This is a genomic window from Limnochorda pilosa (assembly GCF_001544015.1).
In the GTDB taxonomy this organism is placed as follows: Bacteria; Bacillota; Limnochordia; order Limnochordales; family Limnochordaceae; genus Limnochorda; species Limnochorda pilosa.
In genome coordinates this window covers 1,706,193-1,733,104 of the sequence record NZ_AP014924.1, presented here as the reverse complement: position 1 = coordinate 1,733,104, position 26,912 = coordinate 1,706,193, and the positions used below count along the sequence as shown (strand labels likewise).

30 protein-coding genes are annotated in these 26,912 nt (G+C 72.5%); 2 read left to right on the top strand and 28 right to left on the bottom strand.

Going from position 1 to position 26,912, the window contains the following annotated elements; genetic code table 11:
* Position 1: 1 nt before the first annotated feature.
* The 12 genes from rplS to LIP_RS07510 all read right to left on the bottom strand — a co-directional run bounded on the left by rplS (position 2) and on the right by LIP_RS07510 (position 10,615).
* Complete coding sequence (rplS, locus tag LIP_RS07565) at positions 2-343, bottom strand: 50S ribosomal protein L19 (protein WP_068141723.1); 342 nt, start codon at positions 341-343, stop codon at positions 2-4.
* A gap of 26 nt (positions 344-369) precedes the next feature.
* A complete protein-coding gene (gene trmD / locus LIP_RS07560; RefSeq protein ID WP_068136392.1) occupies positions 370-1,125 on the bottom strand; it encodes a tRNA (guanosine(37)-N1)-methyltransferase TrmD in 756 nt (251 codons plus the stop codon).
* Positions 1,094-1,639 (bottom strand): ribosome maturation factor RimM, encoded by a 546-nt coding sequence (gene rimM / locus LIP_RS07555; RefSeq protein WP_158509597.1) that lies wholly within the window; start codon positions 1,637-1,639, stop codon positions 1,094-1,096. The genes trmD and rimM overlap by 32 nt, the downstream gene beginning before the upstream one ends.
* A 20-nt stretch (positions 1,640-1,659) precedes the next feature.
* Entirely contained in the window at positions 1,660-1,893 is a 234-nt protein-coding gene (locus tag LIP_RS18910; protein ID WP_198409795.1) for a KH domain-containing protein, read from the bottom strand.
* 27 nt (positions 1,894-1,920) lie between these two features.
* On the bottom strand, positions 1,921-2,199 hold the full coding sequence (rpsP, locus tag LIP_RS07545) for a 30S ribosomal protein S16 (protein WP_068136387.1): 279 nt from the start codon (positions 2,197-2,199) through the stop codon (positions 1,921-1,923).
* 20 nt (positions 2,200-2,219) lie between these two features.
* The gene (ffh, locus tag LIP_RS07540; protein WP_068136384.1) at positions 2,220-3,602 is read right to left on the bottom strand and encodes a signal recognition particle protein; all 1,383 of its coding nucleotides are present in this window, start codon (positions 3,600-3,602) and stop codon (positions 2,220-2,222) included.
* A complete protein-coding gene (ylxM, locus tag LIP_RS07535; RefSeq protein ID WP_082726601.1) occupies positions 3,580-4,044 on the bottom strand; it encodes a YlxM family DNA-binding protein in 465 nt (154 codons plus the stop codon). Before ylxM ends, ffh begins: the two co-directional genes overlap by 23 nt.
* 69 nt (positions 4,045-4,113) lie before the next feature.
* A complete protein-coding gene (ftsY, locus tag LIP_RS07530; RefSeq protein ID WP_068136379.1) occupies positions 4,114-5,061 on the bottom strand; it encodes a signal recognition particle-docking protein FtsY in 948 nt (315 codons plus the stop codon).
* Positions 5,058-8,651 carry a chromosome segregation protein SMC gene (smc, locus tag LIP_RS07525; RefSeq protein ID WP_068136374.1) on the bottom strand — a complete coding sequence of 1,198 codons (3,594 nt, stop codon included), beginning with the start codon at positions 8,649-8,651 and terminating at the stop codon, positions 5,058-5,060. The genes ftsY and smc overlap by 4 nt, the downstream gene beginning before the upstream one ends.
* 70 nt (positions 8,652-8,721) lie before the next feature.
* A complete protein-coding gene (locus LIP_RS07520; RefSeq protein ID WP_068136371.1) occupies positions 8,722-9,417 on the bottom strand; it encodes a sigma-70 family RNA polymerase sigma factor in 696 nt (231 codons plus the stop codon).
* A gap of 140 nt (positions 9,418-9,557) precedes the next feature.
* Entirely contained in the window at positions 9,558-9,818 is a 261-nt protein-coding gene (locus LIP_RS07515; RefSeq protein WP_068136368.1) for a stage V sporulation protein S, read from the bottom strand.
* Positions 9,819-9,931: 113 nt separating this feature from the next.
* The gene (locus LIP_RS07510) at positions 9,932-10,615 is read right to left on the bottom strand and encodes a hypothetical protein (protein WP_068136360.1); all 684 of its coding nucleotides are present in this window, start codon (positions 10,613-10,615) and stop codon (positions 9,932-9,934) included.
* A 305-nt stretch (positions 10,616-10,920) separates the two neighbouring features.
* Here LIP_RS07510 and LIP_RS07505 point away from each other — a divergent pair, with 305 nt between their 5' ends.
* Positions 10,921-11,502 carry a LexA family transcriptional regulator gene (locus LIP_RS07505; RefSeq protein ID WP_068136356.1) on the top strand — a complete coding sequence of 194 codons (582 nt, stop codon included), beginning with the start codon at positions 10,921-10,923 and terminating at the stop codon, positions 11,500-11,502.
* Here LIP_RS07505 and rnc read toward each other — a convergent pair.
* The 10 genes from rnc to LIP_RS07455 form a co-directional block, all read right to left on the bottom strand.
* The gene (rnc, locus tag LIP_RS07500; protein ID WP_082726011.1) at positions 11,499-12,221 is read right to left on the bottom strand and encodes a ribonuclease III; all 723 of its coding nucleotides are present in this window, start codon (positions 12,219-12,221) and stop codon (positions 11,499-11,501) included. The two genes, LIP_RS07505 and rnc, sit on opposite strands and share 4 nt — an antisense overlap.
* A 106-nt stretch (positions 12,222-12,327) precedes the next feature.
* Entirely contained in the window at positions 12,328-13,584 is a 1,257-nt protein-coding gene (fabF, locus tag LIP_RS07495; protein ID WP_068141713.1) for a beta-ketoacyl-ACP synthase II, read from the bottom strand.
* 80 nt (positions 13,585-13,664) lie between these two features.
* Positions 13,665-13,904 (bottom strand): acyl carrier protein, encoded by a 240-nt coding sequence (locus LIP_RS07490; protein WP_068136353.1) that lies wholly within the window; start codon positions 13,902-13,904, stop codon positions 13,665-13,667.
* A 96-nt stretch (positions 13,905-14,000) separates the two neighbouring features.
* A complete protein-coding gene (gene fabG / locus LIP_RS07485; RefSeq protein ID WP_068136351.1) occupies positions 14,001-14,741 on the bottom strand; it encodes a 3-oxoacyl-[acyl-carrier-protein] reductase in 741 nt (246 codons plus the stop codon).
* The gene (gene fabD, locus LIP_RS07480; protein WP_198409771.1) at positions 14,738-15,688 is read right to left on the bottom strand and encodes an ACP S-malonyltransferase; all 951 of its coding nucleotides are present in this window, start codon (positions 15,686-15,688) and stop codon (positions 14,738-14,740) included. Before fabD ends, fabG begins: the two co-directional genes overlap by 4 nt.
* Entirely contained in the window at positions 15,685-16,677 is a 993-nt protein-coding gene (locus LIP_RS07475) for a beta-ketoacyl-ACP synthase III (protein ID WP_068136349.1), read from the bottom strand. Before LIP_RS07475 ends, fabD begins: the two co-directional genes overlap by 4 nt.
* A gap of 4 nt (positions 16,678-16,681) precedes the next feature.
* Entirely contained in the window at positions 16,682-17,680 is a 999-nt protein-coding gene (gene plsX / locus LIP_RS07470; protein ID WP_082726010.1) for a phosphate acyltransferase PlsX, read from the bottom strand.
* On the bottom strand, positions 17,677-18,288 hold the full coding sequence (gene fapR, locus LIP_RS07465; protein WP_082726009.1) for a transcription factor FapR: 612 nt from the start codon (positions 18,286-18,288) through the stop codon (positions 17,677-17,679). The genes plsX and fapR overlap by 4 nt, the downstream gene beginning before the upstream one ends.
* A gap of 202 nt (positions 18,289-18,490) precedes the next feature.
* Positions 18,491-18,685, bottom strand: a complete 195-nt coding sequence (gene rpmF / locus LIP_RS07460; protein ID WP_068136346.1) for a 50S ribosomal protein L32 — start codon at positions 18,683-18,685, stop codon at positions 18,491-18,493.
* 12 nt (positions 18,686-18,697) lie between these two features.
* Positions 18,698-19,288, bottom strand: coding sequence for a YceD family protein (locus LIP_RS07455; protein WP_068136342.1), 591 nt, complete (start codon positions 19,286-19,288; stop codon positions 18,698-18,700).
* Positions 19,289-19,453: 165 nt separating this feature from the next.
* Here LIP_RS07455 and LIP_RS18905 point away from each other — a divergent pair, with 165 nt between their 5' ends.
* Positions 19,454-20,680, top strand: a complete 1,227-nt coding sequence (locus LIP_RS18905) for a nucleoside recognition domain-containing protein (protein ID WP_068136339.1) — start codon at positions 19,454-19,456, stop codon at positions 20,678-20,680.
* An 8-nt stretch (positions 20,681-20,688) separates the two neighbouring features.
* On the opposite strand, the gene LIP_RS07445 is transcribed toward LIP_RS18905, so the two are convergent.
* From LIP_RS07445 to LIP_RS07420, 6 genes are read right to left on the bottom strand one after another with little or no spacing between them, the layout of a single operon-like run.
* Positions 20,689-21,159: an ATP synthase subunit B family protein gene (locus LIP_RS07445; RefSeq protein WP_068136336.1), complete on the bottom strand. Its 471-nt coding sequence runs from the start codon at positions 21,157-21,159 to the stop codon at positions 20,689-20,691.
* Complete coding sequence (gene coaD, locus LIP_RS07440) at positions 21,156-21,653, bottom strand: pantetheine-phosphate adenylyltransferase (protein WP_068136333.1); 498 nt, start codon at positions 21,651-21,653, stop codon at positions 21,156-21,158. The genes LIP_RS07445 and coaD overlap by 4 nt, the downstream gene beginning before the upstream one ends.
* Positions 21,650-22,213 carry a 16S rRNA (guanine(966)-N(2))-methyltransferase RsmD gene (gene rsmD / locus LIP_RS07435; protein WP_068136329.1) on the bottom strand — a complete coding sequence of 188 codons (564 nt, stop codon included), beginning with the start codon at positions 22,211-22,213 and terminating at the stop codon, positions 21,650-21,652. Before rsmD ends, coaD begins: the two co-directional genes overlap by 4 nt.
* 4 nt (positions 22,214-22,217) lie before the next feature.
* Positions 22,218-24,275 (bottom strand): ATP-dependent DNA helicase RecG, encoded by a 2,058-nt coding sequence (locus LIP_RS07430; protein ID WP_068136326.1) that lies wholly within the window; start codon positions 24,273-24,275, stop codon positions 22,218-22,220.
* Between the two features lie 12 nt (positions 24,276-24,287).
* Entirely contained in the window at positions 24,288-25,139 is an 852-nt protein-coding gene (locus LIP_RS07425) for a DegV family protein (protein WP_068136323.1), read from the bottom strand.
* Between the two features lie 45 nt (positions 25,140-25,184).
* Positions 25,185-26,912, bottom strand: a complete 1,728-nt coding sequence (locus LIP_RS07420; protein ID WP_068136319.1) for a DAK2 domain-containing protein — start codon at positions 26,910-26,912, stop codon at positions 25,185-25,187.

Genomic DNA, 26,912 nt, shown 5'->3' with positions numbered 1-26,912 from the left:
GCTAGCGGCGTTCCTTCAAGCGGGCCGCCTTGCCCCGGAGCTCGCGCAGGTAGTAGAGCTTGGCGCGGCGCACTTGGCCGTGGCGGACCACGTCGATCCGCTCGATGCTGGGAGAGTGCAGCGGGAAGACCCGCTCCACCCCCACGCCCTGGCTCACCTTCCGCACCGTGACGCTCTCCGTCAGCCCCGAGCCCGAGCGGGCCAGCACCACGCCCTCAAAAACCTGGGTCCGGCGGCGCTCGCCCTCCACCACCCGCAAGGACACCCGCACCGTGTCCCCGGGCTGGACGTCGGGCAGGTCCGCCCGCATCTGGGCCTTCTCGATCTCCTTGATCCGGTCCATCCCGTCCACCTCACCCTTCGACTCGCTCACGCTTCCGGCGGATCGCCGCCGCCGGGCCACCGCTTGCGCAGCTCGCTCAACCAAACCTCGTCCTCGCGGGACAGGCTCGCCGCCGGCAGCAGGTCCGGGCGGCGCTCCAGCGTCCGGCGGATCGCCTCCCGCCGCCGCCACCGGGCGATCTCCCCGTGGTTGCCCGTGGTGAGCACCTGCGGAACCTCCATCCCCCGGAAGACGGGCGGCCGCGTGTACTGAGGGTACTCCAGGAGCCCCTCGCTGAAGGACTCTTCCTCGGGGGACGCCTCGCTTCCCAGCACGCCCGGAACCAGCCGCGTCACCGCGTCGATCACCACCAGGGCACCGTACTCGCCGCCGGTGAGCACGTAGTCGCCCACCGAGAGCTCCTCGTCCACGAAGGCCCGCACCCGCTCGTCCACGCCCTCGTAGCGGCCGCAGACCAGGATCAGCCGCTCTTCCCGGGCAAGCCGCCGCACCCGCTCCTGGGTGAGCACCTGGCCCTGGGGGGTCAGGAGGATCGCCCGGGCCCGGGGCCCGTCGGCCCGCACCGCCTCCAGGGCCTCCACCAGCGGCTCCGGCTTCATCACCATGCCGGCGCCGCCCCCGTAGGGCGTGTCGTCCACCGTCTGGTGCCGGTCGTGGGTGAAGGCCCGGAGCTGCCAGAGCCTCACGTCCAGGAGGCCCTTCTCCCGCGCCCGCTGCATCATGCCCACGTCCAGCGGGCCGGTGAAGAACTCAGGGAAGAGGGTGATCACGTCGACGCGCATCGGCTCGCCCCGTCGCCTCCTCCAACCCCGGGAGCAGCTCCGCCTCCAGGCGCCCTGCGTCCAGGTCCACCCGCCGCACCACCTGGCGAAGGGCTGGGAGCAGGACCTCCCCGCCCTCCTCCCGCTGCACCACGAGGACGTCGTTGGCGCCCGTCTCCAGGACCTCCACCACCCGCCCCAGCCTGCGTCCTTCAGGAACGGTCCAGACCTCCAGACCCAGGAGCTGGAACCGGTAGTAGCGGCCTTCGGGCAGGGGCTCCGCCTCGGCGGCGGGAACCTGGAGGAGGCCGTTGGCCAGCTCCAGGGCCTCCTCCCGGGTCTCCACCCCGGAGAAGGCCAGCCGCACCTGGATCCCCTGCACCTGGACGTCCCGCACCCGCACCGAGCGCAGCGGCCGCCCGGCCGCCGGCCGGAAGCGGACCTGCTCCAGGCGCAGGAAGCGCTCGGGGCGGTCGGTGAGCGGTTCCACCCGTACCCAGCCTGCGACGCCCCAGGGGCCCAGCACCCGGCCCACCGCCACCCAGGGTTCCGGAGCTACTCCACGATCTCCAGGCGGACCTCCCGCCCTGCCCGCCCCGATGCGGCCTTGAGCACCGTGCGGATCGCCTTGGCCACGCGCCCCTGCTTGCCGATCACCTGGCCCATGTCCTCGGGGTGAACCCGCAGCTCCAGGACCGTGATGGGCGTCTTGGCCGGCTCGCCCCGCACCACGCTCACCGTGACCTCGTCGGGGTGGTCCACCAGGTGCCCCGCGATCCATCGGACCATCTCCACCAGCGCGTTCTCGTCCACGGTCTAGGCCTCTTTCTGCCTGCGGGCGGACTCGAACTTCTCCCACACGCCGGCCCGTTCCAGGATCCGGCGTGCGCTCTCGGACGGCAGGGCACCCCGTCCGAGCCAGAGCAGGGCCTTCTCCTCGTCCACCTGGATCTCGCTCGAGTCCGAGATCGGGTTGTAGGTCCCGAAGCTCTCGATGAAACGCCCGTCCCGCGCCGCCCGCGAGTCGGCCACCACCAGCCGGTAGTACGGCTGGTGCCTGGCTCCCATCCGCTTCAGGCGAATGCGCACCGCCACCTCGAACACCTCCTGAGAGACTACCGCCTGCCCCGGAAGAGGCGCCCCAACCCCCTGGCCGCCTTGCCCCCCGAGGCCTTGCGACCCGCGCCCAAAGGGGCACCCGCCACCTGCCGGAGCAGGGTGCGGGTTTGCTCGAACTGCTTCAGCAACCGGTTCACGTCCTGGACCTGGGTGCCGCTGCCCCGCGCGATCCGCCGGCGCCGGGAACCGTCGATGATTTGGGGATTCCGCCGTTCCTGGGGGGTCATGGACTGGATGATCGCCTCGACCCGCCCCAGCTCCCGCTCGTCCACCTGGAGGCCCTTCAGGCTCCCCGCCCCGCCCGGCAGCCCGGGCAGCATCCCCAGGATCTCGTCCATGGGGCCCATCTTCCGCACCTGGCGAAGCTGCTCCAGGAAGTCCTCCAAGGTGAAGTGGGCCTCCCGGATCCGCTCGGTGAGCCGCTGCGCCTCCTTCTGGTCCATGGCCGACTCGGCCCGCTCGATGAGGGTGAGCACGTCGCCCATGCCCAGGATCCGCGAGGCCATCCGGTCCGGGTGGAAGGGTTCGAGCTGCTCCACCCGCTCGCCGGTGCCCACGAACTTGATGGGTCGCCCGGTCACGGCCCGGGCCGAGAGGGCGGCGCCGCCCCGGGCGTCCCCGTCGGTCTTGGTGAGGACGAGCCCGGTCAGCTCCATCTCCTCCTGGAAAGCCCGGGCCACGTTCAGGGCCTCCTGGCCCGTCATCGCGTCCAGGACCAGCAGCACCTCGTGGGGCTTCACCCGGTCCCGGGTGCGCCGCAGCTCCTCCATCATCTCCGCGTCCACCTGGAGGCGGCCGGCGGTGTCCACCAGGACAGCGTCGGCACCTTGTTCCGTGGCGGCCGCCACACCCTGGGCCGCCGCCTCCACCGCGTCGCCCGCGGCCTGAGGGCCCCCGGTGTGGCAGGGCACGCCCACCTGCCGGGCCAGCACCTGCAGCTGCTCCACGGCCGCCGGCCGGTAGAGGTCGCCGGCCACCAGGTGGGGTCGGCGACCCTGCTGCTTGAGCCGGAAGGCCAGCTTGGCCGCGGTGGTGGTCTTGCCCGAACCCTGGAGGCCGCAGAGGAGAATCACCGTGGGCGGCTGGGGCGCGAAGGCGATCCCCTGGTTGGCGCCCCCCATGAGCTCGGTGAGCTCGTCCCGCACGATGCGGATCACCTGCTGGGCCGGCGTGAGGCTGGAGAGCACCTCCTCGCCCACCGCGCGGGCCCGGATCCGCTCGAGGACCTCCTTCACCACCCGGAAGTGGACGTCGGCCTCCAAGAGCGCCCGGCGCACCTCGCGCAGGGCCTCGTCCACGTCGCGCTCGCCCAGCTTCCCGCGTCCGGAGAGCTGCCGGAAGACCGCTTGCAGTCGCTCACTCAGACGTTCGAAGGCCACCGGCCGCCCCTCCTCCCGCGTCGGCCCGCTCGAGGCTCCGCAGCCCCTCCAGGCCCCGCCTCACCGCTTCCGCCGCCCTGCGGGCCTCGGGGCTTCCGGAAGCCGGATCGGCAAGCGCCTGCACCAGCCGCTCCGCGTCCGTCATGAGGCTCGCAAGCCTTCCGGCCCGGGCCCGCTCGGCGGCCACCAGCCCCAGCTTGGCCTCCATCCGCTCCAGGGTGTTCTGCGAGCGGCGCAGGATGTCGTAGACCGCCTGGCGGCTCACCGCGAACTGGTCGGCGATCTCGCCCAGCGACAGGTCGTCGAGAAAGTAGAGCTCGAAGAAACGGCGTTGCTTCTCGGTGAGAAGCTCCCCGTAGGAGTCGTAGAGGAGTCCCATCTCCACCGTCTTCTCCAGCCGTTGCTCGGGCTGGGTCTGCCCTGCGCCGGATCTGCGAGCCATGACGCCCTCCGAGCCTGTCAACCATACAACCTTTACACGTTGACAGTATACCGGGCACGCCAGGTCGCGTCAAGCATCCGCCCCTGACCGCGAACCCTCGCCGAAGAGAGCGTCCACGAAGGTGCCGGCGTCGAAGGGCTGCAGGTCGTCCACCCCTTCGCCCACCCCGATGAGCTTCACGGGCAGGGCCAGCTCCCGGGTGATGGCCAGGACGATCCCTCCCCGGGCCGTTCCGTCCAGCTTGGTCACCGCCAGGCCCGTCAGCGGCACGCTCTCGCCGAAGAGGCGCGCCTGGGAGAGCCCGTTCTGCCCCACCGACGCGTCCAGCACCAGGAGGCGCTCGTCGGCCGGGCGACCCAGGGCCCTCTCCACCACCCGGTGGATCTTCGCCAGCTCGCTCATCAGGTTGCTGCGGGTCTGCAGGCGGCCCGCCGTGTCCAGGACGGCCCACCGGGCACCCCGGGCCCGGGCCGCCTGCACCGTGTCGAAGGCGACGGCGGCCGGGTCCGAACCGGCCTCCTGCCGGATCACCGGGACCCCGATGCGATCGCCCCACACCTGGAGCTGCTCGCCCGCCGCGGCCCGGAAGGTGTCGCAGGCGCCCAGGATCACCTGCCCCGCCCCGCCCAGCTGGGCCGCGAGCTTGGCCGCAGTGGTCGTCTTGCCCGAGCCGTTCACCCCCAGGAGCAGGATCACCCCCGGCGCCTCGGGCGGCGTCGCCAGCGACTGCTGGTGGCGCCTCAGCTCCTCCGCCAGAAGGGCACGCAGGGCCGACAGGACCTGGTCCGGGGAACGGAGCCCCTCCGCAGAGGCCTGCTGGCGTAGGGCCTCCAGGACCGCCTCCACCGCCGCGAGGCCCACATCGGCTTCCAGCAGGCTCTCCTCCAGCTCGGCGAGCAGCTCCTCGTCCACGCGCCCTCGCACCCGCAGGGCCCCCGTCACCGTCCGTCGCACCTGCTCCACCCAGCCCGACCGGTTTCGAGCCAGGCCCTGCTTCAATCGATCGAAGAAGCTCATCGCGAAACCCCCTCGGCTTCGGGCACCCGCAAGGAGACCAGGCGCGAGGTGCCGTCCCCGTCGAGGGTCGCCCCGTAAAGGACCCCGGCCGCCTCCACCGTCTCGGGCCGGTGCGAGATCAGGACGAACTGGGTCCGCGCGGAGAACTCCTCCAGCACCGAGACGAAGCGGACCAGGTTGCGCCGGTCCAGGGCCGCGTCCACCTCGTCCAGGAGCGCGAAGGCGCTGGGTCGCACCCGCTGAATGGCAAAAAGGAGCGCGACCAGGCAGAGGGACCGCTCGCCGCCCGAGAGGGCCATGAGCGGCTGCCACCGCTTCCCCGGGGGGCGAACATTGAGCTCCACCCCCGAGTGGAGGGGGTCGTCCGGGCGGGTCAGCTCGAGGCGGGCCTCACCCCCGTCGAAGAGGCGCTCGAAGAGCTCCTGCATCGCCTGCTGGAGCGAGGCGAAGGCGGTCTGGAACCGCTCGGTGCTGGTACGGTCGATGGTCTCCACCATCTCCACCAGCTCGCGTCGGGCGGCGATCAGATCATCCCGCTGGGCTTCGAGGGTGCGGAAGCGGGTGTCCACCTCCTGGAAGGCCTCCTCTGCGACGGGGTTGACCGGGCCGAGGCGGGCCAGTGCCACCCGCATGCGCTCCACCTCGCCCCGCAGCCGGTCCAGGTCCGGCCCCGCCCCCGGCTCGCCCGCTGCCGCCGCCTCGGCACCCCCGGGGCCCGGGGCGAGCTCGGCCTCCTCGGGGGGCTCCGGGGCGTCGCGCAGCAGGTGCTCCAGCTCGGACCGTTCCCGCACCAGCTCCAACTCCGCGGCGTGGGCGGTGCCCCGGACGGCCTCCACGCCGCCCGCCGTCTCGGCCAGCCGCCGCTCCTTCTCCTCCAGGGCTTGCTCCAGCCGGCCCAGCTCGGCCCGGCGGGCCTCCACCCTCCCGCGTATCCCTGCCAGCGCCTCCTCCACGGCCGCTCGCTCTCGACGCAGGTCCTCCCGGCGCCGGGTCAAGGCCTGCCGGCCAGCTCCGCCGTCCTGCAGTTCGGCCGCTGCCTGCTCGAGACGGTCGCGCCACGCGCGCCACGCCTGGCGCTCCTCCTCCAGCCGGCGCGCCGCCTCCTGCCACTGGTGGGCCGCCTCCTGCCGGGCAAGGCGCGCTTCGCCCACGGCGCCCAGTGCGGCTTCCGCCGTGGCGCGCGCGGCTTGACGCGCCTCCTCCAGGCGAGCTGCGTCGCCTTCGGCCTGGGCGAGTTCCTGCTCCAGCCCGGCCAGCTGCCGGCCAGCCTCCTCCACCTGCTCCCGCAGGCGGGCCGCGGCAGCCTCGCGGGCGCGATGGACCGAACGCGCCTCCTCCACCTGGGCGCCTTGCGCCGCCACCTCACGGCGCAGGCGCTCTTCCTCCTGGGCGGCCGCCGAGCGGGCCGTCGCCGCCTGACGCCAGGCGTCCTCCGCCCGGTCGCGGGCCGCCCGGGCCGCACGCTCCGCTTCCCGGGCAGCCTCCTCGCGGGCGGCCGCCTCCGCCTGAGCCGCGGCCGCCTGCGCGACCCGCGCTTCGAGGTCCGCAACCTCGCTTTGCCGGCTGATGAGCCCGCCCGCCTCCTGGCGGCTTGCCCCTCCGGTCACCGCGCCCGATGGCAGCAGCAGCTCGCCCTCCAGCGTCACCAGCCGGGCACCGCCGCCGCCGGGCATGTCGGGGGACTTCTGGAGGTCCAGGGCCGACTCCAGCCCGTCGAGTACCAGCGTCCGCCCCAGGAGGTAGGTCAGGAGCGTCTCGAAGCCCTCCTGCACCCCCGCCATCTCGGCCATCAGCCCCAGCACACCCGGGTGCCGGCGGGCCGGATGGTGGGCCGGCAGCGGGGACGCCGCGCGAAGGCGATCCATGGGAAGGAAGGTGGCCCGCCCCCGGCCCCCCGCCTTCAGCCACGCGATGGCCGCCTGCACCGCGCCCGCGTCGCGGGTGACCAGGTGCTGGCCTGCCCCGCCCAAGGCGGCCTCCGCGGCCCGGGCCAGCTCCGCAGGCACCCGGAGGAGCTCGGCCACCGATCCTACCAGCCCGGGGAAACGCTCCCGGTGCTGGAGGACCAAACGGGGCCCGGTGCTGTACCCTTGGCCCTCCGCGAGGAGCTGGCGCAGGCTCCCCAGGCGGGCCCTCAGCGCCTCGGCCTCCCGGTCCAGACGGCTTTGCGCCCGCACGGCCTCCTCAGCGGCGCGCTCGGCCGCCGCCAGCGCCTCGCGCCGCCGGTCCAGCTCCGCCTTCAGGTGCCCTTCCTCGGCCGCCCGGGCCCGATGCCCGTCGGAGGCCCGCGCCAGCGCCTCTTCCAGCGCCGCGAGACGGCTCGCCGCGCGCTCGCGTTCGTGTTGGCGCTCCTCGATCTCCCGGGCCAGGGCACGGCCCTCGGCCTCCCTGGCGGCCAGGCTCTCCCGCAGCTGGGCGGCACGCGCGCGCAGCGCCGGCAGGTCGCCGGACGTCCCCGTCGGGTCCTCCGCCGCCCGGCGTGCTTCCGCCAGCTCGGCCTCCGCCCGCCGCAGGCGTTCCTCCGCGTGCGCCAGGCGGCTGGCCGCCTCAGCCCGTGCCCGGCGGGCTTCCCGGCGACTCGCCGCCCGTCCCGCCGCCTCCGCCCGCAGCCGCCTCAGCGCGCCGCGGGCCCTCCAGAGCCGCTCGGCCGCCTGGCGCCGTTCGACCCCCAGAACCCCTTCCTCCCGCCCAAGATAGGCCATCCGCTCGCCCAGGGCCCGCTCCTCCGCGTCGCCCTCCAGCACCTCCGCCCGCAGGCCGCCGGCCCGGGATCGGAGGGTCTCGGATTCCACCGTGGCCTGCGCGTGGGCCCGCTGGGCTGCCTCCAGCTCCTCCCGCAGCCCCTGGAGGCGCGCCTCTGCCTCCGCCACCCGCGCTTCGGCCGCCCGCCGGGCCAGCAGATAGAGGCGCCACTCGGCCGACCGCAGGCGTGCGGCCAGCTCCCGGTGCCGGCGGGCGCGCAGCGCCTCGGCCTGCAGGCGGTCGCGCTGGCCCCGCACCTCCACGATCACGTCCTGCAGGCGCGTCAGCTCCTGGCGGGCGGCTTCAACCTTGGCCAGCGCCTGCTCCTTCTGGAGCTGGTAGCGGGCGATCCCCGCGAGGTCCTCCACCCAGCCGCGCCGCTGCTCCGGCGTCGCGGTGAGCAGCGCGTCGATTTCGCCCTGGCCCACCAGCGAGACGCCCCGGCGGCCCACGCCTGTGTCGAGGAAGATCTGGTGGATCTCCTTGAGACGGCACGGCACTCCGTTGATGAAGAACTCGCTCTCCCCCGCCCGGTAGGCGCGCCGCGTGACGGCCACCTGCGCGTAGGGCAAGGGCAAGGTTCCGTCCTCGTTGTTGACGGTGAGGACCACCTCGGCGACGTTCACCGGCAGCCTCCGGTCGGTACCGGCGAAGATGAGGTCCACCAGGTTCTTGGAGCGGAGCGCCTGCATGCTCTGCTCCCCCAGGACCCAGCGGATGGCGTCGGCGATGTTGCTCTTGCCGCTTCCGTTCGGCCCGACGACCGCCGTGAGGTGCCGGTCGAAACGCAGCTCCACGCGGCGCTCGAAGGACTTGAAGCCGCGCAGGCTCAGGGACTCCAGGTGCACGGGCCCCCTCCTCCCGATAGCCAGGGCCTATTCTAGCACAGGGGTCCCCTCTCTGCACCTGGACACGCCGCTACCCGGCCTGATGCCGCTGCGGAAGCTGAACGTACAGGTCCGTCCGCCGGCGGGCTGCGAGCGGCAGGGTGGGGTTCAGGAGGGTGCCGTACTGGCGCAGCAGCCGGCCAAGCTTGGCCCGCACCCGGGTCCGGGCGTTGTCCACCGCCTTGGCGTTCACACCCACCTCCCGCACGATCTCCTGCGCCGAGTAGCCCTGGGCCAGGAAGGCGGCCACCGTGTACTCCAGGATCGAGAGGTGGTGGGCAAGCACCTGCTGCAGGCGGCCGGCCGATAGGCGCTCATCCACCTGTTCCAGCGGGTCCGGCTCGTCGGACGGGATGGTCTCCTGGACGGTCCGATCCTGCTGTCCCTGGACAGCGTGCTGCAGGGAGACTGCCGTGTTGAGGGGGCGGTTGCGGGCTCCGTTCGCGCTCTTGATGGCGTTGTACACCTTCCGGATGATGCACAGATAGGCGAAGGAGCTGAAGGCGACGTCGTAGCGCGTGGGGTCGTACTGGTCGATGGCCTGCAGGAGCCCGATGAAGCCCTCCTGGCACAGGTCCTCGAAATCCATGGCCCGGGCGTAGTGGCGGCGCACGATGTGCCGGACCATGGGCGTGTACTTCCGGATCAGTTCCTCCTGGGCCTCGGGGTCCTTCCGCTCGATCCGCAGGAGCAGCTCGAGATCGCGCTTCTGGTTGGCGCTGGCCACGCCGATCCTCCTCGACGCTGGAGCTTCGTGATCTATCCTACGTCCGGGCGGGACGCGCCCAGAACCTCTGCCCGCCCGGCCCGTCCCACATATGTCGACACGATTCTGGGAATTTCGAGTCCAGAGAACCCGGTCCGACCCTACCGGGGCTCCACGATGAACCGGATGGCGGTGCGCTCCTCGCCGTCGATCTGGATCTCGGCGAAGGCCGGGATGCACACGAGGTCGATGCCGTTGGGCGCGACGAACCCGCGGCTGATGGCGATGGCCTTGATGGCCTGGTTGACGGCGCCTGCGCCGACCGCCTGCACCTCGGCCGAGCCGTGCTCCCGAAGGACTGCTGCCAGGGCACCTGCCACCGCTTTCGGCTTGGACGTTGCGGACACCTTGAGAACCTCCATCGCGGAGTACGCCTCCTCCTGAGACGCTGCCCGTGCGGTTGCTTGGACCCGTGCACCGAGGTGCCTGGATGTGCCTATTCCTATTCCCGCCGGGCCCGAAAAATCCTCCCGTCTCAGTTGCCGGACGGGCCCGGCGCGATGATCTGCAGCCGCCGTTGGGTGGCGTTCAGGACCGCCCGCGCCGCGGCCTCCTCGTCGGACCGCCGGATGAGTGCCACACCGACGCCGCTGAAGCTGTCACCCCCGGTGGCCACCGCCCCCACGCGGACCGCCATGCACCACCGGTGCGCCACCTGGATGCGCCGCTGGGCCTCCACCCCGAAGCGCACGCGGCCGTGCCAGAGCTTCTCCAGAGCCCGAAGGGTGGCCTCGGCGGCCAGCAGCGCCCGGCTCTCGGGCGAGGAGGCGGCCTCCGCCTCACCGGTGGCCTGCTCGTCGCCTCTGAGGAGCCCCACCCGCACCAGCAGGTTCTGGCGGGTCTGCTCGACGGTGAGCCGCTCCAACACCACCCGCTCGGGGCCCTTCCGGTAGGCGCCGGCCAGCTGGACCACGCTGATCAGGCGCCGGTCCAGGCGCAGGCCGAAACGCGTCAACAAGAGCGCCTCCACGTCGCGGACCACCTGCTTGGGCGACGGGCCGGGGGTGGCCAGGACGTGGATCTCGTCGATGGGCCGCTCCGTACCGGGCACCACCCGCACGGCTCCCACCGAGGCCAGCTCCAGCAGCCCCCGCTCCAGCTCCTTGGCATCCACCCGGCCGGATGGCCGCTGCCCTTCCGATGGAACGTCGCGCTCCATGAGCCCAGGCTCCTTTCATTGCTGCGGATGTCACGGGGGACGCGGGCGGCAGGCACAGGGATCCTGTAACGCCCGGGAAGCCCTGGCCCACGCTCTGGCCTGCGCCGCGCGGGCATCAGGCCACCGGCGCGTCCTCCCTGGGAACGGCGGACCGGCTCCGCGTCCACCAGGGTGACAGGGTTCGTGTAAAGGTTCTGTTTCCAGCACGTACCGAACTCCTATACTCGGTTGGCCGTCTGGCAGCTTTTTCCTGCCGCGCCGCCCTCGGTTCACGATCTTTCGCGCCGATGCCAGGTGACGATGCCATGGAACCCATCAACGACGTGCTGAAACGCATGGCCGATCTGGTCCGCGAGCGCCCGGCGGCAACCGTCCGGGAGCTGGCGGATCACCTGGGCTACACGCAAGAGCGGTCGGTCTACTACTGGCTGAACAAGGCGGACTTCCAAGGCATTCGCCAGTTCCGCGACGCGGTCCTGCGGGGTGAGTTCGCCGAGCGGCGCGCACCCCAACCGGCGCCGGCAGGGAACGCCGTGCCCCTCTACCGGTTGAGCCAGATGCCGCTGCCGCCCGACGATCGACCGCCCGCCTCGCGGCAGGTGGTGGTGGATCTGGCCACGACGCCCGGCTTCTTCGCGTTCGAGGCCGAGGGCACCGAGTACGCGCCCCTGATCGAACCCCTGGATCAGCTGGTCGTGGACCCCGAGGCCGAGCTGCGCGACGGCGACCTGGCCCTGGTGATGGTGCGCGGGTACGGGCCCGCCGTACGCCGCATCTTCGGTCAACGCCCTACCTGGCTGGTGCACCCCAGCCGGGGCCGCCCCTTCGAGGCGCAGAACGATCCCGTCATCCTGGGGCGGATCGTGCGCCTCCTGCGGGTCCTCTAGGGAGCCGGCTCCCCGCGCTCGGCCGGCTCCGGGGAGGAGGCCTCCGCGCCCAGCGCTTCCAGCGCCCGGTGGGCCGCCTCCTGCTCGGCGGCCTTCTTGCTCCGGCCCGCCCCCCGGCCCAGGAGCTGGCCCCCCAGCCAGACCTCCACCCGGAAGCTGCGGTCGTGGTCCGGGCCTGAGACCTCCACCAGCCGGTACTCGGGCCGCTGGCCCCCGCGCTCCTGGGTGCGCTCCTGCAGGCGGCTCTTCGCGTCGAAGCTCCGGGTCGTCTCGGGCAACTGGGCGATCTCCACGTCGAAGAGGCCTTCCACCCAGCGGGCGGCGGTCTCCCAACCCCGCTCCAGGTAGATGGCTCCGATCAACGCCTCAAGGGCGTCCCCGACCAGGGATTCCTTCTGCCGCCCGCCGCTGGCCGCCTCCCCGTGTCCCAGCCGCAGGTGGCGCCCCAGGTCGAGGGAGCGGGCCTTCTCGGCCAGCACGGGAGCCCGCACCAGGTCGATGCGCATCTGGGCCAGGCGGCCCACGGGAAGGTCGGGGAACTGGTGGAAGAGGCGGTCCGCGATGGCGAGTCCCAGCACTGCGTCCCCCAGGAACTCCAGCCGCTCGTTCTCTTTCCGCGGCCTTCCAGGGGGCTGGCCGTACGATCGGTGGGTCATGGCTTCGTCCAGCAGCTCCAGGCGCCTCAGGGGCGGGTCCACCACCCGGGCCAACTCCGCCATCTGGCGGGCCCGCCCGGGAGCCAGGCCGCCGGCTCCGTCCTCGCCGCCACCCCGCCCGCCGGGCGACCGCGGGTGGCCGCCAGAAGGTCGCTGAGGGGCCGTTTGCTCAGAGGGTGTCGGTCCGGAAGAGAAGGACAACGTTGTGACCCCCGAAGCCGAAGGAGTTGGAGATGGAGACCCTCACCGCCTGCTCGCGCGCCTCGCCCGGTACGTAATCCAGGTCGCACTCGGGATCGGCGTGCTCCAGGTTGATGGTGGGCGGGATCACGCCCCGATCCATGGCCAGCACCGCGGCGATGGCCTCGGCTGCACCCGCCGCCCCCAGCATGTGGCCGGTCATGGACTTGGTGGAGCTGACGGCCACCCGGTAGGCCACGTCGCCCATCGCCTTCTTGATGGCCAGGGTCTCGCTCCGATCGTTGTAGACGGTGGAGGTCCCGTGCGCGTTGATGTAGCCCACCTGATCGGGGTTGCACCCTGCCTGGCGGAGGACCGTCCGCAAGGCCTCCGTCGCCCCCCGGGCGTCGGGATCGGGCGCCGTGACGTGGTAGGCGTCCGCCACGCTGGCGTAGCCCGCGATCTCGGCCAGGACCGATGCGTTCCGGCGCCGGGCGTGCTCCAGCTCCTCCAGCACCAGGACGGCCGCGCCCTCTGCGAGGACGAAGCCGTCTCGATCCCGGTCGAAGGGGCGGCTCGCCCGCTCCGGCTCCTCGTTCCGGGTGGAGATGGCCCGGGCGGACGAAAAGCCGGCCACGGTCAGAGGCGTGATGCCCGCCTCGGTTCCCCCGGCAAAGACCACGTCCGCGTCGCCCCGGGCGATGGCCCGATACGCCTCGCCGATGGCATTGGCGCCGGTGGCGCAGGCGGTCACGGGACAGTCGATGTACCCCCGGGCGCCCAGCTCGATGGAGACCTCGCCGGCGGCCATGTTGGCGATCATCATGGGGACGAAGAAGGGGCTCACCCGATCCGGGCCCCTTTCCAGCATGTTTTGGTGCTGGGTCTCGAAGGTCTCCATGCCCCCGATCCCCGACCCGATCACCACCCCGACCCGCTCGGGCCGCTCGTCGACCCGGACACCGCTCTGATCCCGCGCCTCCAGCGCGGCCGCGATCGCGAACTGCGCGAAGCGGTCCAGGTGCCGGGCGCGCTTGCGGTCCACGTAAGAGAGGGGGTCGAAGCCCTTCACCTCCGCTGCGATCCGTGTCGGAAGGCCGGAGGCGTCGAAACGCGTGATGGCCCCCACGCCGGAACGGCCCGAGACGAGGCCGTCCCAGTACGCGGGTACGCCGATCCCCAGGGGTGTCACCGCCCCCAGGCCCGTTACCACCACCCGCCGGGCCGCGGTTGCTGTCTCACCCATGACCCAGAGGTCCCCCTTTTCGGTGCCGGCGGCGCGCACGGGACCGGCCGCCGGCGGGCCGGTCTCCCCGGACGGGGAGATCAGCCCTTCTGCTGCTTGATGTAGGTCACCGCGTCCGCGACGGTGGCGATCTTCTCCGCCGCGTCGTCGGGGATCTCCAGGTCGAACTCCTCCTCGAAAGCCATCACCAGCTCGACGATGTCCAGGGAGTCCGCTCCCAGGTCCTGCACGAAGTTGGACTCCGGCTTGACCTCGTCCGCGTCCTTGCCCAGCTGGTCGACGATGATCTGCTTGACCTTCTCGTAGATCTCGGTGTCCACTGCCGCAACCTCCTTATGTGCCGCCCGCCGCTGGCGTGAACGGATGCCCGCCTTCGGGGCACCCGGCGCGGCGTCTTCCCGGAGCCTGGGGCACGCCTAGTACATGGACAGGCCGCCGTCCACGGTCAGGGTATGACCGGTGACGTAGGCGGCCTCGTCCGACGCCAGGAAGGCCACCGCGGCGGCGACCTCTTCCGGCTGCCCGACACGGCCCAGGGGGATCTGCTCCTGAAGGGCAAGACGCTCCTTCTCGGGAATGGCCCGAGTCATCTCGGAGTCTATGTACCCGGGAGCAACCGCATTCACCGTGATGCCCCGCCCCGCCAGCTCCCGCGCCAGGCTGCGGGTCAGGCCGATCAGGCCCGCCTTGGCCGCCGCGTAGTTGACCTGGCCTGCGTTCCCCACCAGGGCGGCCACGGAGCTGACCTGCACGATCCGGCCCCACCTGGCCCGCAGCATGGGCTTCAGCGCTGCCCGGGCGCAGTGGTACGCTCCGGTGAGGTTGGTGCTGAGCACCGCCTCCCAGTCGTCGGAGGGCATGCGGGCCAGAAGGCGGTCACGGGTGATGCCCGCGTTGTTCACGAGGATGTGGAGGCCGTCGAAGAGCTCCAGGCAGCGCCGCACCACCGCCTCGGCCTGCTCGGCGTCACCCACGTCGCAGGCGGTCCCTTCCACCCGCCCGTGGGCCGAGAGGCGCTCCGCCGCGGCCTTCGCATCGGCCTCGTTCCGCCCGCAGATCAGCACCGACGCTCCCTCGCGGGCCAGGCGTGCGGCGATCGCCTCGCCCAGGCCCCGGGTGCCCCCGGTGACCACTGCAGCCCTTCCGGCCAGCCTCATCCCGTCTCACCCCGCTTGCGCGAGCCAACCAATTCTTCGGCTTCCAGAGGTTCTCCTGCCTGCACCACGGCGGCCTCCGGGAGGATCCGCCGCACCAGCCCCGAGAGCACATTGCCGGGCCCGGCCTCCACGAAGCGGCTCATCCCCTGGGCGCCCATCCAGCGGACCGAGTCGGTCCAGCGGACGGCCGCAGCCACCTGCAGGGCGAGCCCTTCCCGCACCTCCCGGGCGCTCCGGTACGGCCTGGCCCACACGTTGGCCACCACCGGGACGCGAGGCTCGGCCACCGCCACCTCCGCCAGCGCTTCGCCCAGGCGGGAGGCCGCCTCCGAAAGCAGGCTCGAGTGGAAGGGGCCGCTCACCTTCAGGGGCACCAATCGCCGGGCGCCCGCGTCGCGCGCCCGCTGGGTGAAGGCCTCGAGCCCAGGCGCGTCCCCCGCCACCACCATCTGCCCCGGTGCGTTGTAGGTGGCCGGCTCCACCACCCCCTCCCGCACCTCACGGCAAAGGGCCTCCACCTGGGCATCGGCCAGGCCCAGGACCGCCAGCATCCCCCCGGGGCCACCCGGTTCGCCGGCGCGGGCCCGCTCCATGAGCTCGGCCCTGAGCCGGACGAGCCTGAGACCCTCCGCGAAGTCCAGCGCGTTCGCCGCGACCAGCGCCGCATACTCGCCCACGCTGTGGCCCGCGGCCGCGGCCGGTGAGATACCCCGCGCCTGGAGGCCCCTGAGCACCGCCACCTCCACCGTGTAGAGGGCGGGTTGGGTGTAGTACGTCCGTCGAAGGGTCTCCTCCGGGCCCTCGGCGATGAGCTGGCTCAAAGGCTCGCCCAGGATCGCGTCGGCCTCCTCCAGGACGGCCCGGCTCGCCGGCTCCTCCCGGGCCCACGCCGATCCCATGCCCACCGCCTGGGAGCCTTGCCCGGGGAAGAGGAAGACCAAGGTCACGGGCGTTCCCCCAGGGCCCAGCGGAAGGCCATGGCTCCCCAGGTGAGCCCGCCCCCGAAGCCCACGGAGACCACCAGGCTGCCCGGCTTCAGCCGGCCCGCCTGCCACGCCTCGTCAAGGGCCAGGGGAATGGATGCGGTGGAGGTGTTGCCGTACCGGTCCAGGTTGGTGAAGACCTGGTCGGGCCGGAGGCCCAACCGCTCCGCGGCCGCGTCGATGATGCGGATGTTGGCCTGGTGCGGAACGAAGAGATCCACGTCCTCCGGCGCGGCCCCGATCTCCTGCAGCAGCGTCTGGGTCTCGTCGGCCAGCAGCCGCACCGCGAACTTGAAGATCTCTTGGCCGTTCATGCGCGTGTAGCCCATGGGGTGGCCGTTCACGTTCCAGAACCCGTGGTGGGCGTAGGGCGACTCCAGGTAGAGGTGGGACCCGCCCCGGCCGTCGGCACCCAGCCGGCTGGCCAGGATCCCGAGCCCCTCCGGCGCCGGCCCCACCAGCGCGGCTCCCGCCGCGTCGCCGAAGAGGACGCAGGTGGACCGGTCGGACCAGTCCGTGATGCGGCTGAGCAGGTCCACCCCCACCACCAGTACCTTCCGGTGGGCGCCCGCCTCCACCAGGTGGCGGGCCTGATCCACGCCGTAGACGAAGCCCGAGCAGGCTGCGTACAGGTCGAAGCCCGCCGCCCGGGTGGCCCCCAGCTCCGCCTGCAGCCGGACCGCGGTGGCCGGGAAGACCGTGTCGGGCGTGGAGGTGGCCACGATGATCAGGTCCAGCTCCTCGGGCTCCACCCGGGCGCGCTCCAGCGCCCTCCGAGCGGCCGCGAGGCCGAACTGGGTCGTCGTCTCTCCGGGCGCGGCCACCCGGCGCTCCCGGATGCCCGTTCGGGTCCGGATCCACTCGTCGCTGGTCTCCACGATCCGCTCCAGGTCCCGGTTGGTCAGCACCCGCTCGGGCACGGCCGACCCGAGACCCACGATTCCCGCTGGCATCTCCTCACCCTTCCCTTTCCTCGAAACGTTCGGCCAGGGCGTGCCAGAGCCCGCTTCCGGCCACGGAGGCGGCCGCCCGCACCGCGCTCGCGATGGCCCGAGCGTTGGACCGCCCGTGCGCCACCAGCACCGGAGCCCGCGCCCCCAGGAGCGGGACCCCGCCGTACTCTGCGTAGTCGAGCTGCCGGGCCACGGCCCGGAGGCGGGGGGCCACCAGCGCGGCCCCCACCTGGGCCCGCAAGCCCTGGCGGAGCGCCTGCTTGAGCCGGCCGAAGAGGACCTCGGCCAGGCCCTCCAGGAGCTTGATGGCCACGTTGCCCACGAAACCGTCGGCCACGGCCACGTCCGCCTCTCCCCGCAGCAGCGCTCCGGGCTCCACGCCACCCACGAAGGTCAGGCCCGGGGCCTCCCGCAGGAGCGGGAAGGCCTCCTGCACCAGTCGGTTCCCCTTGGTCTCCTCCTCGCCGATGTTGAGGAGCCCGACCCTGGGGTTCTCAACGCCCACCACCCGCTCCATGTACAAGCTTCCCATCCGGGCGAAGTCCAGGAGGTGCGGGGGCCGCACGTCCACGTTGGCCCCCACGTCGAGGATGAGCGAAGGCCGCTCGCCGGTGGGCAGCAGGGCCGGCAGGGCCGGCCGCTCCACCCCGGGCAACCGTCCCAGCACCAGGAGGGCTGCGGCCAGGGTGGCACCGGTGTTCCCCGGGCTCACCGCGGCGTCGGCCCGGCCTTCCTTCACCAGGCGGCAGGCGACCACCACGCTCGCCTCGCGCTTGGCGCGGACCGCGCTCACCGGGTGCTCGTCCATGCCGATGATCTCCGCAGCCGGTTCCACGCTCAGCGGGAGGTTGGAGGCCTCCCCGTCCAGGAGCGGGTCGAGGACCTCCGGGCGGCCCACCATCACCACCTCGGCCCACCCGCGGCGCGCCGCCTCCAGGGCGCCCGCGACGGCCACCTCGGGGCCCAGGTCACCGCTCATTGCGTCCACCGCCACCCGGTTCATGAGGTCACCTCCGGACGGAGGTGCGAGCGCGACCGCCGGCTGCGGGTGCGCGGTGCCGGCCGGCTCCCCCCCGCCACCACGATGAAGCGGCCCTGGAAGACCAGCTCGCCCCGTACCCGGCTTTCCACCTCCACCCAGAAACGATCCTGGCGGCTCTGCACCACCCGTGCCACGGCCACCACCCTCTCCCCCACCCCCACCGGTTTCAAGAACCGCAGCCCCGCCCGGCCCGTGAGGGCCTGGTAGGCATCGATCACCGAGACGGCCAGCGAGTTGGCCTGCGCGAACAGGTGATGCCCGCGGACCACCCCGGACCCGCTGAGGGCCATCCGCTCGGTGGTCTCCATCACCGACAGGGCCCGGCGACCCAGCTCCATCTCGAGCAGCTCGCCCACCACCTCGTCGGCCACCACCGACCGCAGCCGCCCATACGCCGCCCGGGCCAGCTCCCGCGTTCGCTCCCTGAGCTGCGGGATGCCCAGCTCCGCCCGGTCCAGCCGGATGGTCTGAACGGAGACCGCAAGGCGCCGCGCCAGCTCCCGGTCGGAGACGAAGGGCTCCTCCTTCACCATGCGGACCAGCCGCCTGCGTCGCTCTTCGCGCGTCACGGCCTTCCCCTTCCCGCGGCTTGGCACCAGGTACTAAGCATGGCTTCATTATAAGCCGCCCTGGGGCGGCTGGCAAGCAGACAGGGGAAAGACGTTCCCGGCGGGCGCGGCGCAGGCCGCACCCGCCGGACGGGGCCTACGGCGGTTCATCATCGCCCGGCAGGCACCGGGCGGCCGTCGCGTGGCGCGCGGAGCCCATGCCTTACTCCTCCTCGCCCACGGCGACCACCTGGCGGCCGTTGTACCACCCGCAGTTGGGGCAGACCCGGTGCGAGGGCTTCAGCTCGTGGCACCGGGGGCACTCGACCAGCTCGGGTGCCACCGCCGCTGCCTGCGCCCAGGTCGTCCGGCGGGTGCGTGAGCGGGCCTTGGAGTGGCGGCGCTTTGGGTTGGCCATTCTGCTTCCACCTCACTCATCGCCCGCGCGCCGACCTCGGCCCCCTCCGTCGAGGAGATCGCCGAGCACGGCCAGGCGCGGGTCCGTCTCATCCACCTGGCAGCCGCAGGGTGCCGCGTTCAGGTTCTGCCCGCAGACCGGGCAGAGCCCCCGGCAATCCTCGCGGCAAAGGGCCTTCATGGGGAGCGCCATCAGGAGCTGCTCGCGCACCAGCGGGCCCAGGTCGATGCGGTGCCCGTCGAAAAACTCCACCCCGTCATCGTCCTCGAACGTCGACAGCCGCGCCGGGGAGCCAGGGCCCCGTTCCTCGACCTCGTCCCGCTCGCGGGAGCGCGTGCGGGGCACGAACTCCTCCTGAAAGCCCGCCTCCACCTCGAGCGGGTAGGGCGCCAGGCAGCGGCTGCAGAGCATGGTGAGCCCCACCTGGATCCGCCCCGAGACCAGAATGCCGTCGCCAGTGCTGGTCGCCCGTCCCTCCAGGTGCAAAGGCCCGGTGCACCCCTGGACCCCGGCCTCCTCCAGGCCCGACGGGCAGGGCTCTTCGACGGCGAAGGTCTCGCTCCGGCCCTTCTCCTTCAGCAGCCGGCCGACCTGCAGCTCCATGGTCGATCACCTCCGCATTATACCGGCTCTTCCTCAGAGGCGTCAAGGGAAGGACCTGAACACCCCCCGCCGGTCTTGAGCGGGCACGGGTCGCATAAGAAAGGGACGTGGTCGGGCGGCGGTCCCGGACCCCCGGCGGCAGCGGCGAGGAGGCGTACCATCACCGTGGCGTCCACATCAGCAACGGTTCCCTCCCGCGCCGCCGCCTACGCGGCGGCTGCGGGGGCGGCGGCGCTCACCCTGGCCGTCGTCGTCTATCCCCGCAGCGCCTTCGAAGCCTCCCTCGACGGCCTGCGGCTCTGGTTCCAGGTGGTACTCCCCTCGCTCCTGCCCTTCTTCGCCCTCGCCCAGATCCTCATGGGCCTCGGCGCCGTCCACTTCATCGGGGTCTGCCTGGAGCCCCTCATGCGACCCCTCTTCCGCCTCCCGGGTACCGCAGCCTTCGCGGTGGCCATGGGGCTGGTCTCAGGGTATCCTCTGGGGGCCAAGGTGACGGGCGACCTCCGCCGCAACCGGCTCTGCACCGTGGTGGAGGCCGAGCGCCTGGTGGCCTTTGCCAACACGGCCGACCCCCTCTTCATGTCCGGGGCAGTGGCCGTCGGCATGTTCGCCCAGCCTCGTCTGGGCGCGGTGCTGGCCTTCGCCCACTACGCGTCGGTGCTGCTGGTGGGCCTGGTCATGCGCTTCCACGGGTACCGGTGGGCTCCTCCGGCACCGCCACCCTCGGGGCCCCTCCTGCGGCGCGCCCTGGACGCCCTCTACCAGGCGCGGCTCCGGGACGGGCGCCCCTTCGGCCGCCTCTTCGGCGACGTCCTGCGCGACTCCATGAGCCAGATGCTCTTCATCGGCGGAACCATCACGCTCTTCTCGGTCCTCCTCCAGGTGGCCACCCTCACGGGGGTGGTTCACTGGGCGGCGGCGCACCTGGTCACGCCGGTCCTGGGCGGGCTGGGACTCGATCCGGGGATGGCCGACGGGCTGACGGCCGGGTTCTTCGAGCTCGACCTGGGAAGCCGAGCCGCCGCGCAGGCGGCCGCCCCGCTCCTGGACCGGGCGGTGGCCGCGAGCGCGATCATCGCCTGGAGCGGTCTCTCGGTGCACGCCCAGGTGGCGGCCATGGTGCACGGCACCGGCTTGCGCATGGGGCCGTACCTCCTGGCCCGGCTGCTCCACTCGGTGCTGGCGGGCGTCCTGACGGTGGCGGCCTTCCACCTGGGGGGCTCCTTCCCGACCCTCGCGCCCACGGTCGGCCCGGCAGGGGCCCCGGGCTTCGCCGCCCGCTTCCTGGGCGCCACCCTCCAGGCCGTGGGCGTGGCCCTCACCCTGCTGGTGACGGGCGTCCTCTGGCACCTCCTGCGCCAGGGGGGGAGGCGGCTCTTCCGGGGGCGCTGATGCTGCCCTCAGCCCACCTGCCGGCCCGCGCCAGCCTCCAGCTCCGCCCGCCCGTTTCGCACCACTTCCAGCAGGTTCGCGAGCCGCCCTTCCAGGTCCGACAGCACCTGGACCGCGTAGCCGTCGGCCTCGCGCCGCAGCTGGTCCGCCTCGCGGCGTGCGTCGGCTACGATGCGCTCGGCCTCCTGCCGGGCCCGCTGGCTCACCTCTGAGTCCGACACCAGGCGGGCCGCGTACGCCTCCGCCCGCTGGATGGTCTCGTCCGCCTCGGCCTGCGCCTCCCTCAGGAAGTCCTCCCGCTCGTCCTGAAGGGCCTCGGCCCGGCGGATCTCCTCGGGAATGGCGGCGCGGATCTTGCCGATGAGTTCCAGGGACTGATCCGCATCGACGATGGCCCGGCCGGTGAGGGGCACCTCAGGGGCCCTCTGGATCAGTTCCTCCAGACGCTCCAGGAGGTTGAGCAGGTTCATCTGGTTCATCCCTCGCGACCCCCTTGCCGGTTCAGGCGCCGGGCCAGCCGCTCCTCGACCTCCCTGGGAACCCAGTTCCCCACGGAACCCCCGAAGCTCGCCACCTCCTTGATGATGCTCGAGCTCACGAAGCTGTAGGGGGCGCTGGTCATCATGAAGATGGTCTCCATCTCGGGCGCCAGGGACCGGTTCATGGACGCCATCTTGAACTCGATCTCGAAGTCCGAGACGGCCCGCAGGCCGCGCACGATGGCCGTCGCCTTCCGCTCCTGAGCATAGCGGACCACCAGCCCCTCGAAGCTCTCACAGACCACGTTCGGCAGGTGGCGCGTGACGGCCTGCAGCATCTCGACCCGCTCCTCCACCGGGAAGAACGCCTCCTTCGCCGGGTTCTTCAGAACCGCGACGTAAAGCCGCTCGAACAGGTCCGCCGCCCGCTGCACGATATCGAGGTGGCCGTAGGTCACCGGGTCGAAGCTGCCAGGATAGACCCCCACCTTCATGCCTCTCCCTCCTCCCCCACCAGGAACCAGAGGGCGCTGGAGCCCACCTCCACCTGCCGGTGCAGCGACAGATTCGGTACCGGGCCGGGTTCTTCCTCTCCCCGGCGGGTCTCCAGCACCACCAGCCCCCCGGGCGCCACGAGCCCCAACGTCCCCAGGGCCTCCAGGGCGGGGCCGGCCAGTCCTTTCCCGTAGGGCGGGTCCAGGAAGACCAGCTCGAAGCGGTCGCCCCGCCTGGCCAGAAGAGGCAACGCCAGCCGATCCCGCTGCACCAGGAGCTCAGCCTGCCCCTGAAAGCCGCACGCCTCCAGGTTGCGCCGGATCACGCCCGCCGCCCGCCGGCCCGACTCCACCAGCACCGCCCGCCGGGCGCCGCGGCTCAGGGCCTCGATCGCCAGCGCCCCCGTGCCCGCGAAGAGATCCAGCACCTGCGCTCCCACGGGGCGCTCGGCCAGGATGTTGAAGAGGCTCTCGCGCACCCGGTCCGCGGTGGGGCGTGTCCCCGTCCCAGGCACCGCCAGCAGCTTCCGGCCCCGGGCGGAGCCGCCGATGACCCGCACCGTCTCACCTCGCTCCGTCCGCAGGTAGGGCCCGGTCGATGACCTCGCGTGCGATCGACCCGTCCCGCAGCCCTGCCGGTCCGGCGCGCCGCAGGTACGCCTCCACCTGCTCCCTCGCCTCCCACAGGAGCGCCTCGTCCTCGGGGAAGGAGGCCAGCTTCCACTCAGGAGAGCCCGACTGGGCCTCGCCCAGGAGCTCCCCCTGCCCGCGCAGCCGCAGATCCGCCTCCGCGATCGCGAAGCCATCGGCCAGGGTCCGCATCGCGTTCAGCCGCCCGCGCGCCTGGGGGGTGCGGGGGGTGGCCAGCAAGAAGCAGAACGAAGGCCGGGCGCTGCGCGCGACGCGCCCCCGCAGCTGGTGGAGCTGGGACAGGCCGAAGCGATCCGCCCCCTCCACCACGATCACCGTCGCCTCAGGCACGTCCACCCCCACCTCCACCACGGTGGTGGCGGCCAGGACAGGTACCTCACCCTCCTGGAAGGCACGAAGGGTGGACCAGCGCTCCTCATCGGGCATCCGCCCGTGAACCACACCGATGGGGATCCCCGCCAGGGGTCCCCGAGCCAGGCTCCGCACCTGCTCGACCAGGGCCTGGGCCTGCCCGTCGGCCTCGATGGCCGGGAAGAGGATGAACCCGCGCTCGCCGGCCTCCGCCCGAGCCCGCAGAAACCGGTAGACCTGCTCCCGGTTCCTCTCGGGGATCCACCGGGTGTCCACCGGGTGGCGTCCTGGGGGGAGGTCCCGCAGGGTGGTCACGTCCAGGTCTCCGTAAAGGGTGAGGGCCAGGGTACGGGGTACGGGCGTGGCCGTCATCCAGAGCTGGTGGACGCCGCCGGCGGCCAGGGCCTCGCGCTGGCGCACGCCGAAACGCTGCTCCTCGTCGACCACCACCAGCCCCATCCGGGCCAGCCCGATGCCCTGCCCCAGCACGTGGGTCCCCACCACGACCAGCGGCTGCCCTGAGGCCAGCTCGGCCTCCACCTGGCTGCGCTCCGGGTCGGGGAGGGTCCCCGTCAACCGCAGCACCCGCACCCCCAGGCTGCGGAAGAGACCCGCCAGCCGTTCCTGCTGCTGCCGGGCCAGGACCCCCGTGGGCACCGCCATGGTCGCTTGGAAACCGTTCTCCACCGCCCGCAGCAGGGCGTACGCGGCCACCAGCGTCTTGCCCGAGCCCACGTCGCCCTGAAGCAGGCGGCGCATGGGGTGCGGACGCATCAACTCCCGATCGAGCTCGTCCATGGCCGCTCGCTGGGCCGGGGTGGGCGCGAAGGGCAGCGCGTCCAGGAAGCGCCTCGCGAGGGTGCCGGGGGGAGCGAAGGCCGGTGCTTCCCTGGAACGGCGGGCAGCGTGGATCCGCTCGAGCGCGTAGGTCCACAGGAAGAGCTCGTCGAAAGCCAGCCGGCGCCGGGCGAGGCGGGCGGCCTCTGGGTCTTCGGGCCGGTGGAGGTTCCGGATCGCCTCGTCGAGCGCGGGGAGGCCGGTGGCCCGCCGGATCTCCTCCGGAAGGAACTCCTCCACCAGCGCACCGTACCGATCCAGCGCCTCGGCCGCCAGGCGGCGCATGACCCCCTGGCTCAACCCCTGGGTGAGGGGGTAGACGGGAAGGAGCCGCCCGGCCACTTGGGCGTCCTCGGCCCGCTCCAGGACCGGGTTCACCATCTGCAGCCGCCCCGCGAGGGAACGGACCTCACCCGAGGCGAGCACGCACGTGCCGACGGGCGGGAAGCGCAGGGCGGGAGCCTGGGCCCGGTGCACGTACCAGGTCAGAGGCAGGCTGGTGCCGTCCGCCTCCAGGCGGGCCTCCACCTGCACCACCCGGGGCCGGTTGGGCAGTGGGCGGCGCTGGAGGCGCCCCAGGTTACCCCTGACGGTCACGGTCTCCCCCGGCCGGACCTGGGCCGGCCCCACCTCGCGGCGGAAGTCGAGATAGCGCCGGGGCGGAAGGGCGAGCAGGTCCCAGATCCGGAGAACCCCCAGGCGCTCCAGCAGGCCGGCGCGCACGGGCCCCACGCCCTTGAGGGTGCGAATCGATGCCCGCAGGGCCTGGTTCAGACGGGTCACCACCCTGGCGCGTCAGACCGGCAGGGCCACCACGCCCACCGTGCCCGGACCGGCATGGGTGCCGATGGTGGGCCCCAGGAGGGTCACCTGGACGTCCTCGAGGCGGCAGCGCTCCTCGAGCTGGGCCCGTATCGTCGCGGCCTCCTCCGCCTGGCTGTGGATCACCGCCACCCTGGCGGGGCGGTCCCCAAGGTACTCGACCGTCCGGCGCACCAGCTCCTGCAGCGCCCGGTTCTTCCCCCGGGTTCGCTCCACCGGCGCGATCTCACCGTCGACCACGGCCAGGACCGGCTTGATGCTGAGAAGCCCCCCCAGAAGCGACTGGGCCCGGCCGATCCGGCCGTTGCGGGCCAGGTACTCCAGGGTGTCCACCGCGAAGACGATCTGAAGCCGGTTCCGGACGGTTTCCAGGTGCTCCGCCGCCTCGGCCAGGCTGCGGCCTTCCCGGGCCATGCGGGCGCCCTCGAGGGCCAGAAAGCCGATGCCCATCGACGCGGAGAGGCTGTCCACCAACAGGATCTCCATGTCGTCGAACTCCCCGCGCGCGAGGGCCGCGGACTGGATGGTCCCGCTCAGCTTGCTCGAGAGGTGCACCGAGAGCACCTGGCGGACGCCCTGCTCGCGCAGCGCGCCGTACGCTTCGTGGAACGCGCCGGGCGTGGGCTGGGTCGTATGCGGGGGATGCTGCCGGTCTTCCACCAGGCGCTTGTAGAACGAGGGCCCGTCGAGGGTGACCCCGTCGAGGAAGGTCTCCTCCCCAAAGTGGATGCTCAGCGGAACCACGCGGATGCCGAGCTCGCGCGCAAGGTCCGCCGGAAGGTCGGAACCGCTGTCGGTCACCACGGCAAAGGTCGCTTCAGACATGGCCGTCTCCTCGGTCTCTCCGCCGCCCGGGGACGCGCCCTGCGCTTACTCGACGGAGAGGATGTAGTAGTAAAGCGGCTGCCGTCCTGGGTACAGCTCCACGCTGAGCTCGGGGTAGCGTTCCTCCACCTGCCGCCGGAGCGACTCGGCTTCCTCTTCGCTCACGTCCTCGCCGTGGTAGAGGCTGATCACCTCGGAGCCCTCGGCCACCATCCGTCCCAGCAGGTCCATGACCACCGCGGTGCGATCCGGGCCCGCGGCCACCAGCTCGCCCTCCACCAGGCCGATGACGTCGCCTTTCTTCACCTTCACGCCGTTGTTCTGGGAATCCCGCACCGCGTAGGTGACCTCGCCGGTTCGCACCTGCTCGCTGGCGCGGCGCATGGCCTCCAGGTTCTCCTGCACCGAGCGGCCCGGCTCGTAGGCCAGCATCGCCGCCAGCCCCTGGGGCAGCGACCGGGTGGGGATCACGTGCACGTGCCTGGCCGTCAGCTCGGTCACCTGGTTGGCGGTGAAGATCACGTTGCGGTTGTTGGGGAGGATCGCAACGTTCTCGGCCGGCAGCGACTCCACCGCGTCCAGGATCTCCTGGGTGCTGGGGTTCATGCTCTGGCCGCCCACCACCACCCGTCCGGCACCCAGGCTGCGGAAGATCTCCACCAGGCCTTCACCGGCCGCCACGGCCACCGCCTGCAGGAGCGCGGCAGGCTCCTTCACCGGTGCGGTCGCGCCCGGTGCGGGCCCTCCCGCCGGCGCAGCTCCGTTGGCGCCGACCGGGGCGGGGACGCCTGAGGCCTGGCGCTTCCGGGCCGCCTCCCGGTTCTGCTCGCGCATGTTCCCCACCGAGACGTTCAGCAGCTCGCCGTACCGGAGCGCGAACTCCAGGGCCTGGCCAGGATGCTCCGTGTGGACGTGCACCTTCACCAGCTCCGGCTCGCCCACCACCAGGACCGAGTCGCCCAGCTCCTCCATGCGGGCCCGCAACGCGTCCAGAGGAGCCCCTTGCCCGCGCACGATGAACTCGGTGCAGTACCCCTTTTCGACCTCGGTCTCCACGATGCCGCCCGCGTGCATCTCGGACACCGACTGCTCGAAGGCCCGCGCCGCGGACGCCGGCGCCCCCGCGGCCGGAGCCGCCGGGGCCTTGGCGGGCGCGTCGCCCCCCAGGACGGCCTCCGCCGCCTCCAGGATCACCACGTACCCCCGGCCGCCCGCGTCGACCACGCCCGCCTCCTTGAGGACGGCGAGCTGGTCGGGGGTGCGGGCCAGCGCCTGCCGGGCCGCCTCGGCCGCCACCTGGAGCACCGGCGCCAGGTGATCCGTGGCGCCGGCGGCGCGGATCGCCTCCCGCCCGGCCGCCCGGGCCACGCTCAGGATGGTTCCCTCCACCGGGCGGATCACCGCCCGGTAGGCGGTCTGGGCCGCCTCCATCAGGGCCTGGGCGACCCGCTCCGGCCCCAGGTCACCGGGGCGTTCGAAGCCCTTCGAGAATCCCCTCAGGATCTGCGAGAGGATAACCCCCGAGTTCCCCCGGGCGCCCATGAGGGCGCCGCGGGCCACGGCCTGGGCCACCCTCCGCGGGTTCTCCTCGGTGACACGCTCCATCTCGGCCAGGGCGGCCTGAAGCGTGAGCAGCATGTTGGTTCCCGTGTCCCCATCGGGCACGGGAAAGACGTTGAGAGCGTTGATCTCCTCGCGAGCAAGCTCCAGGCGCCGGGCGGCCTCGTGCATGATGCGCCGCAGAAGGCTCCCGGTGAGCCGAGTCACCTTCAC

What these genes read in the sequence shown, in the direction of transcription:
- rplS (WP_068141723.1), bottom strand. Translation starts at nt 343, where the DNA reads ATGGACCGGATCAAGGAGATCGAGAAGGCCCAGATGCGGGCGGACCTG.
- trmD (WP_068136392.1), bottom strand. Translation starts at nt 1,125, where the DNA reads ATGCGCGTCGACGTGATCACCCTCTTCCCTGAGTTCTTCACCGGCCCG.
- LIP_RS18910 (WP_198409795.1), bottom strand. Translation starts at nt 1,893, where the DNA reads ATGGTCCGATGGATCGCGGGGCACCTGGTGGACCACCCCGACGAGGTC.
- ylxM (WP_082726601.1), bottom strand. Translation starts at nt 4,044, where the DNA reads ATGGCTCGCAGATCCGGCGCAGGGCAGACCCAGCCCGAGCAACGGCTG.
- ftsY (WP_068136379.1), bottom strand. Translation starts at nt 5,061, where the DNA reads ATGAGCTTCTTCGATCGATTGAAGCAGGGCCTGGCTCGAAACCGGTCG.
- LIP_RS07515 (WP_068136368.1), bottom strand. Translation starts at nt 9,818, where the DNA reads ATGGAGGTTCTCAAGGTGTCCGCAACGTCCAAGCCGAAAGCGGTGGCA.
- LIP_RS07510 (WP_068136360.1), bottom strand. Translation starts at nt 10,615, where the DNA reads ATGGAGCGCGACGTTCCATCGGAAGGGCAGCGGCCATCCGGCCGGGTG.
- LIP_RS07505 (WP_068136356.1), top strand. Translation starts at nt 10,921, where the DNA reads ATGGAACCCATCAACGACGTGCTGAAACGCATGGCCGATCTGGTCCGC.
- rnc (WP_082726011.1), bottom strand. Translation starts at nt 12,221, where the DNA reads ATGGCGGAGTTGGCCCGGGTGGTGGACCCGCCCCTGAGGCGCCTGGAG.
- fabF (WP_068141713.1), bottom strand. Translation starts at nt 13,584, where the DNA reads ATGGGTGAGACAGCAACCGCGGCCCGGCGGGTGGTGGTAACGGGCCTG.
- fabG (WP_068136351.1), bottom strand. Translation starts at nt 14,741, where the DNA reads ATGAGGCTGGCCGGAAGGGCTGCAGTGGTCACCGGGGGCACCCGGGGC.
- LIP_RS07475 (WP_068136349.1), bottom strand. Translation starts at nt 16,677, where the DNA reads ATGCCAGCGGGAATCGTGGGTCTCGGGTCGGCCGTGCCCGAGCGGGTG.
- plsX (WP_082726010.1), bottom strand. Translation starts at nt 17,680, where the DNA reads ATGAACCGGGTGGCGGTGGACGCAATGAGCGGTGACCTGGGCCCCGAG.
- rpmF (WP_068136346.1), bottom strand. Translation starts at nt 18,685, where the DNA reads ATGGCCAACCCAAAGCGCCGCCACTCCAAGGCCCGCTCACGCACCCGC.
- LIP_RS07455 (WP_068136342.1), bottom strand. Translation starts at nt 19,288, where the DNA reads ATGGAGCTGCAGGTCGGCCGGCTGCTGAAGGAGAAGGGCCGGAGCGAG.
- LIP_RS07445 (WP_068136336.1), bottom strand. Translation starts at nt 21,159, where the DNA reads ATGAACCAGATGAACCTGCTCAACCTCCTGGAGCGTCTGGAGGAACTG.
- coaD (WP_068136333.1), bottom strand. Translation starts at nt 21,653, where the DNA reads ATGAAGGTGGGGGTCTATCCTGGCAGCTTCGACCCGGTGACCTACGGC.
- LIP_RS07425 (WP_068136323.1), bottom strand. Translation starts at nt 25,139, where the DNA reads ATGTCTGAAGCGACCTTTGCCGTGGTGACCGACAGCGGTTCCGACCTT.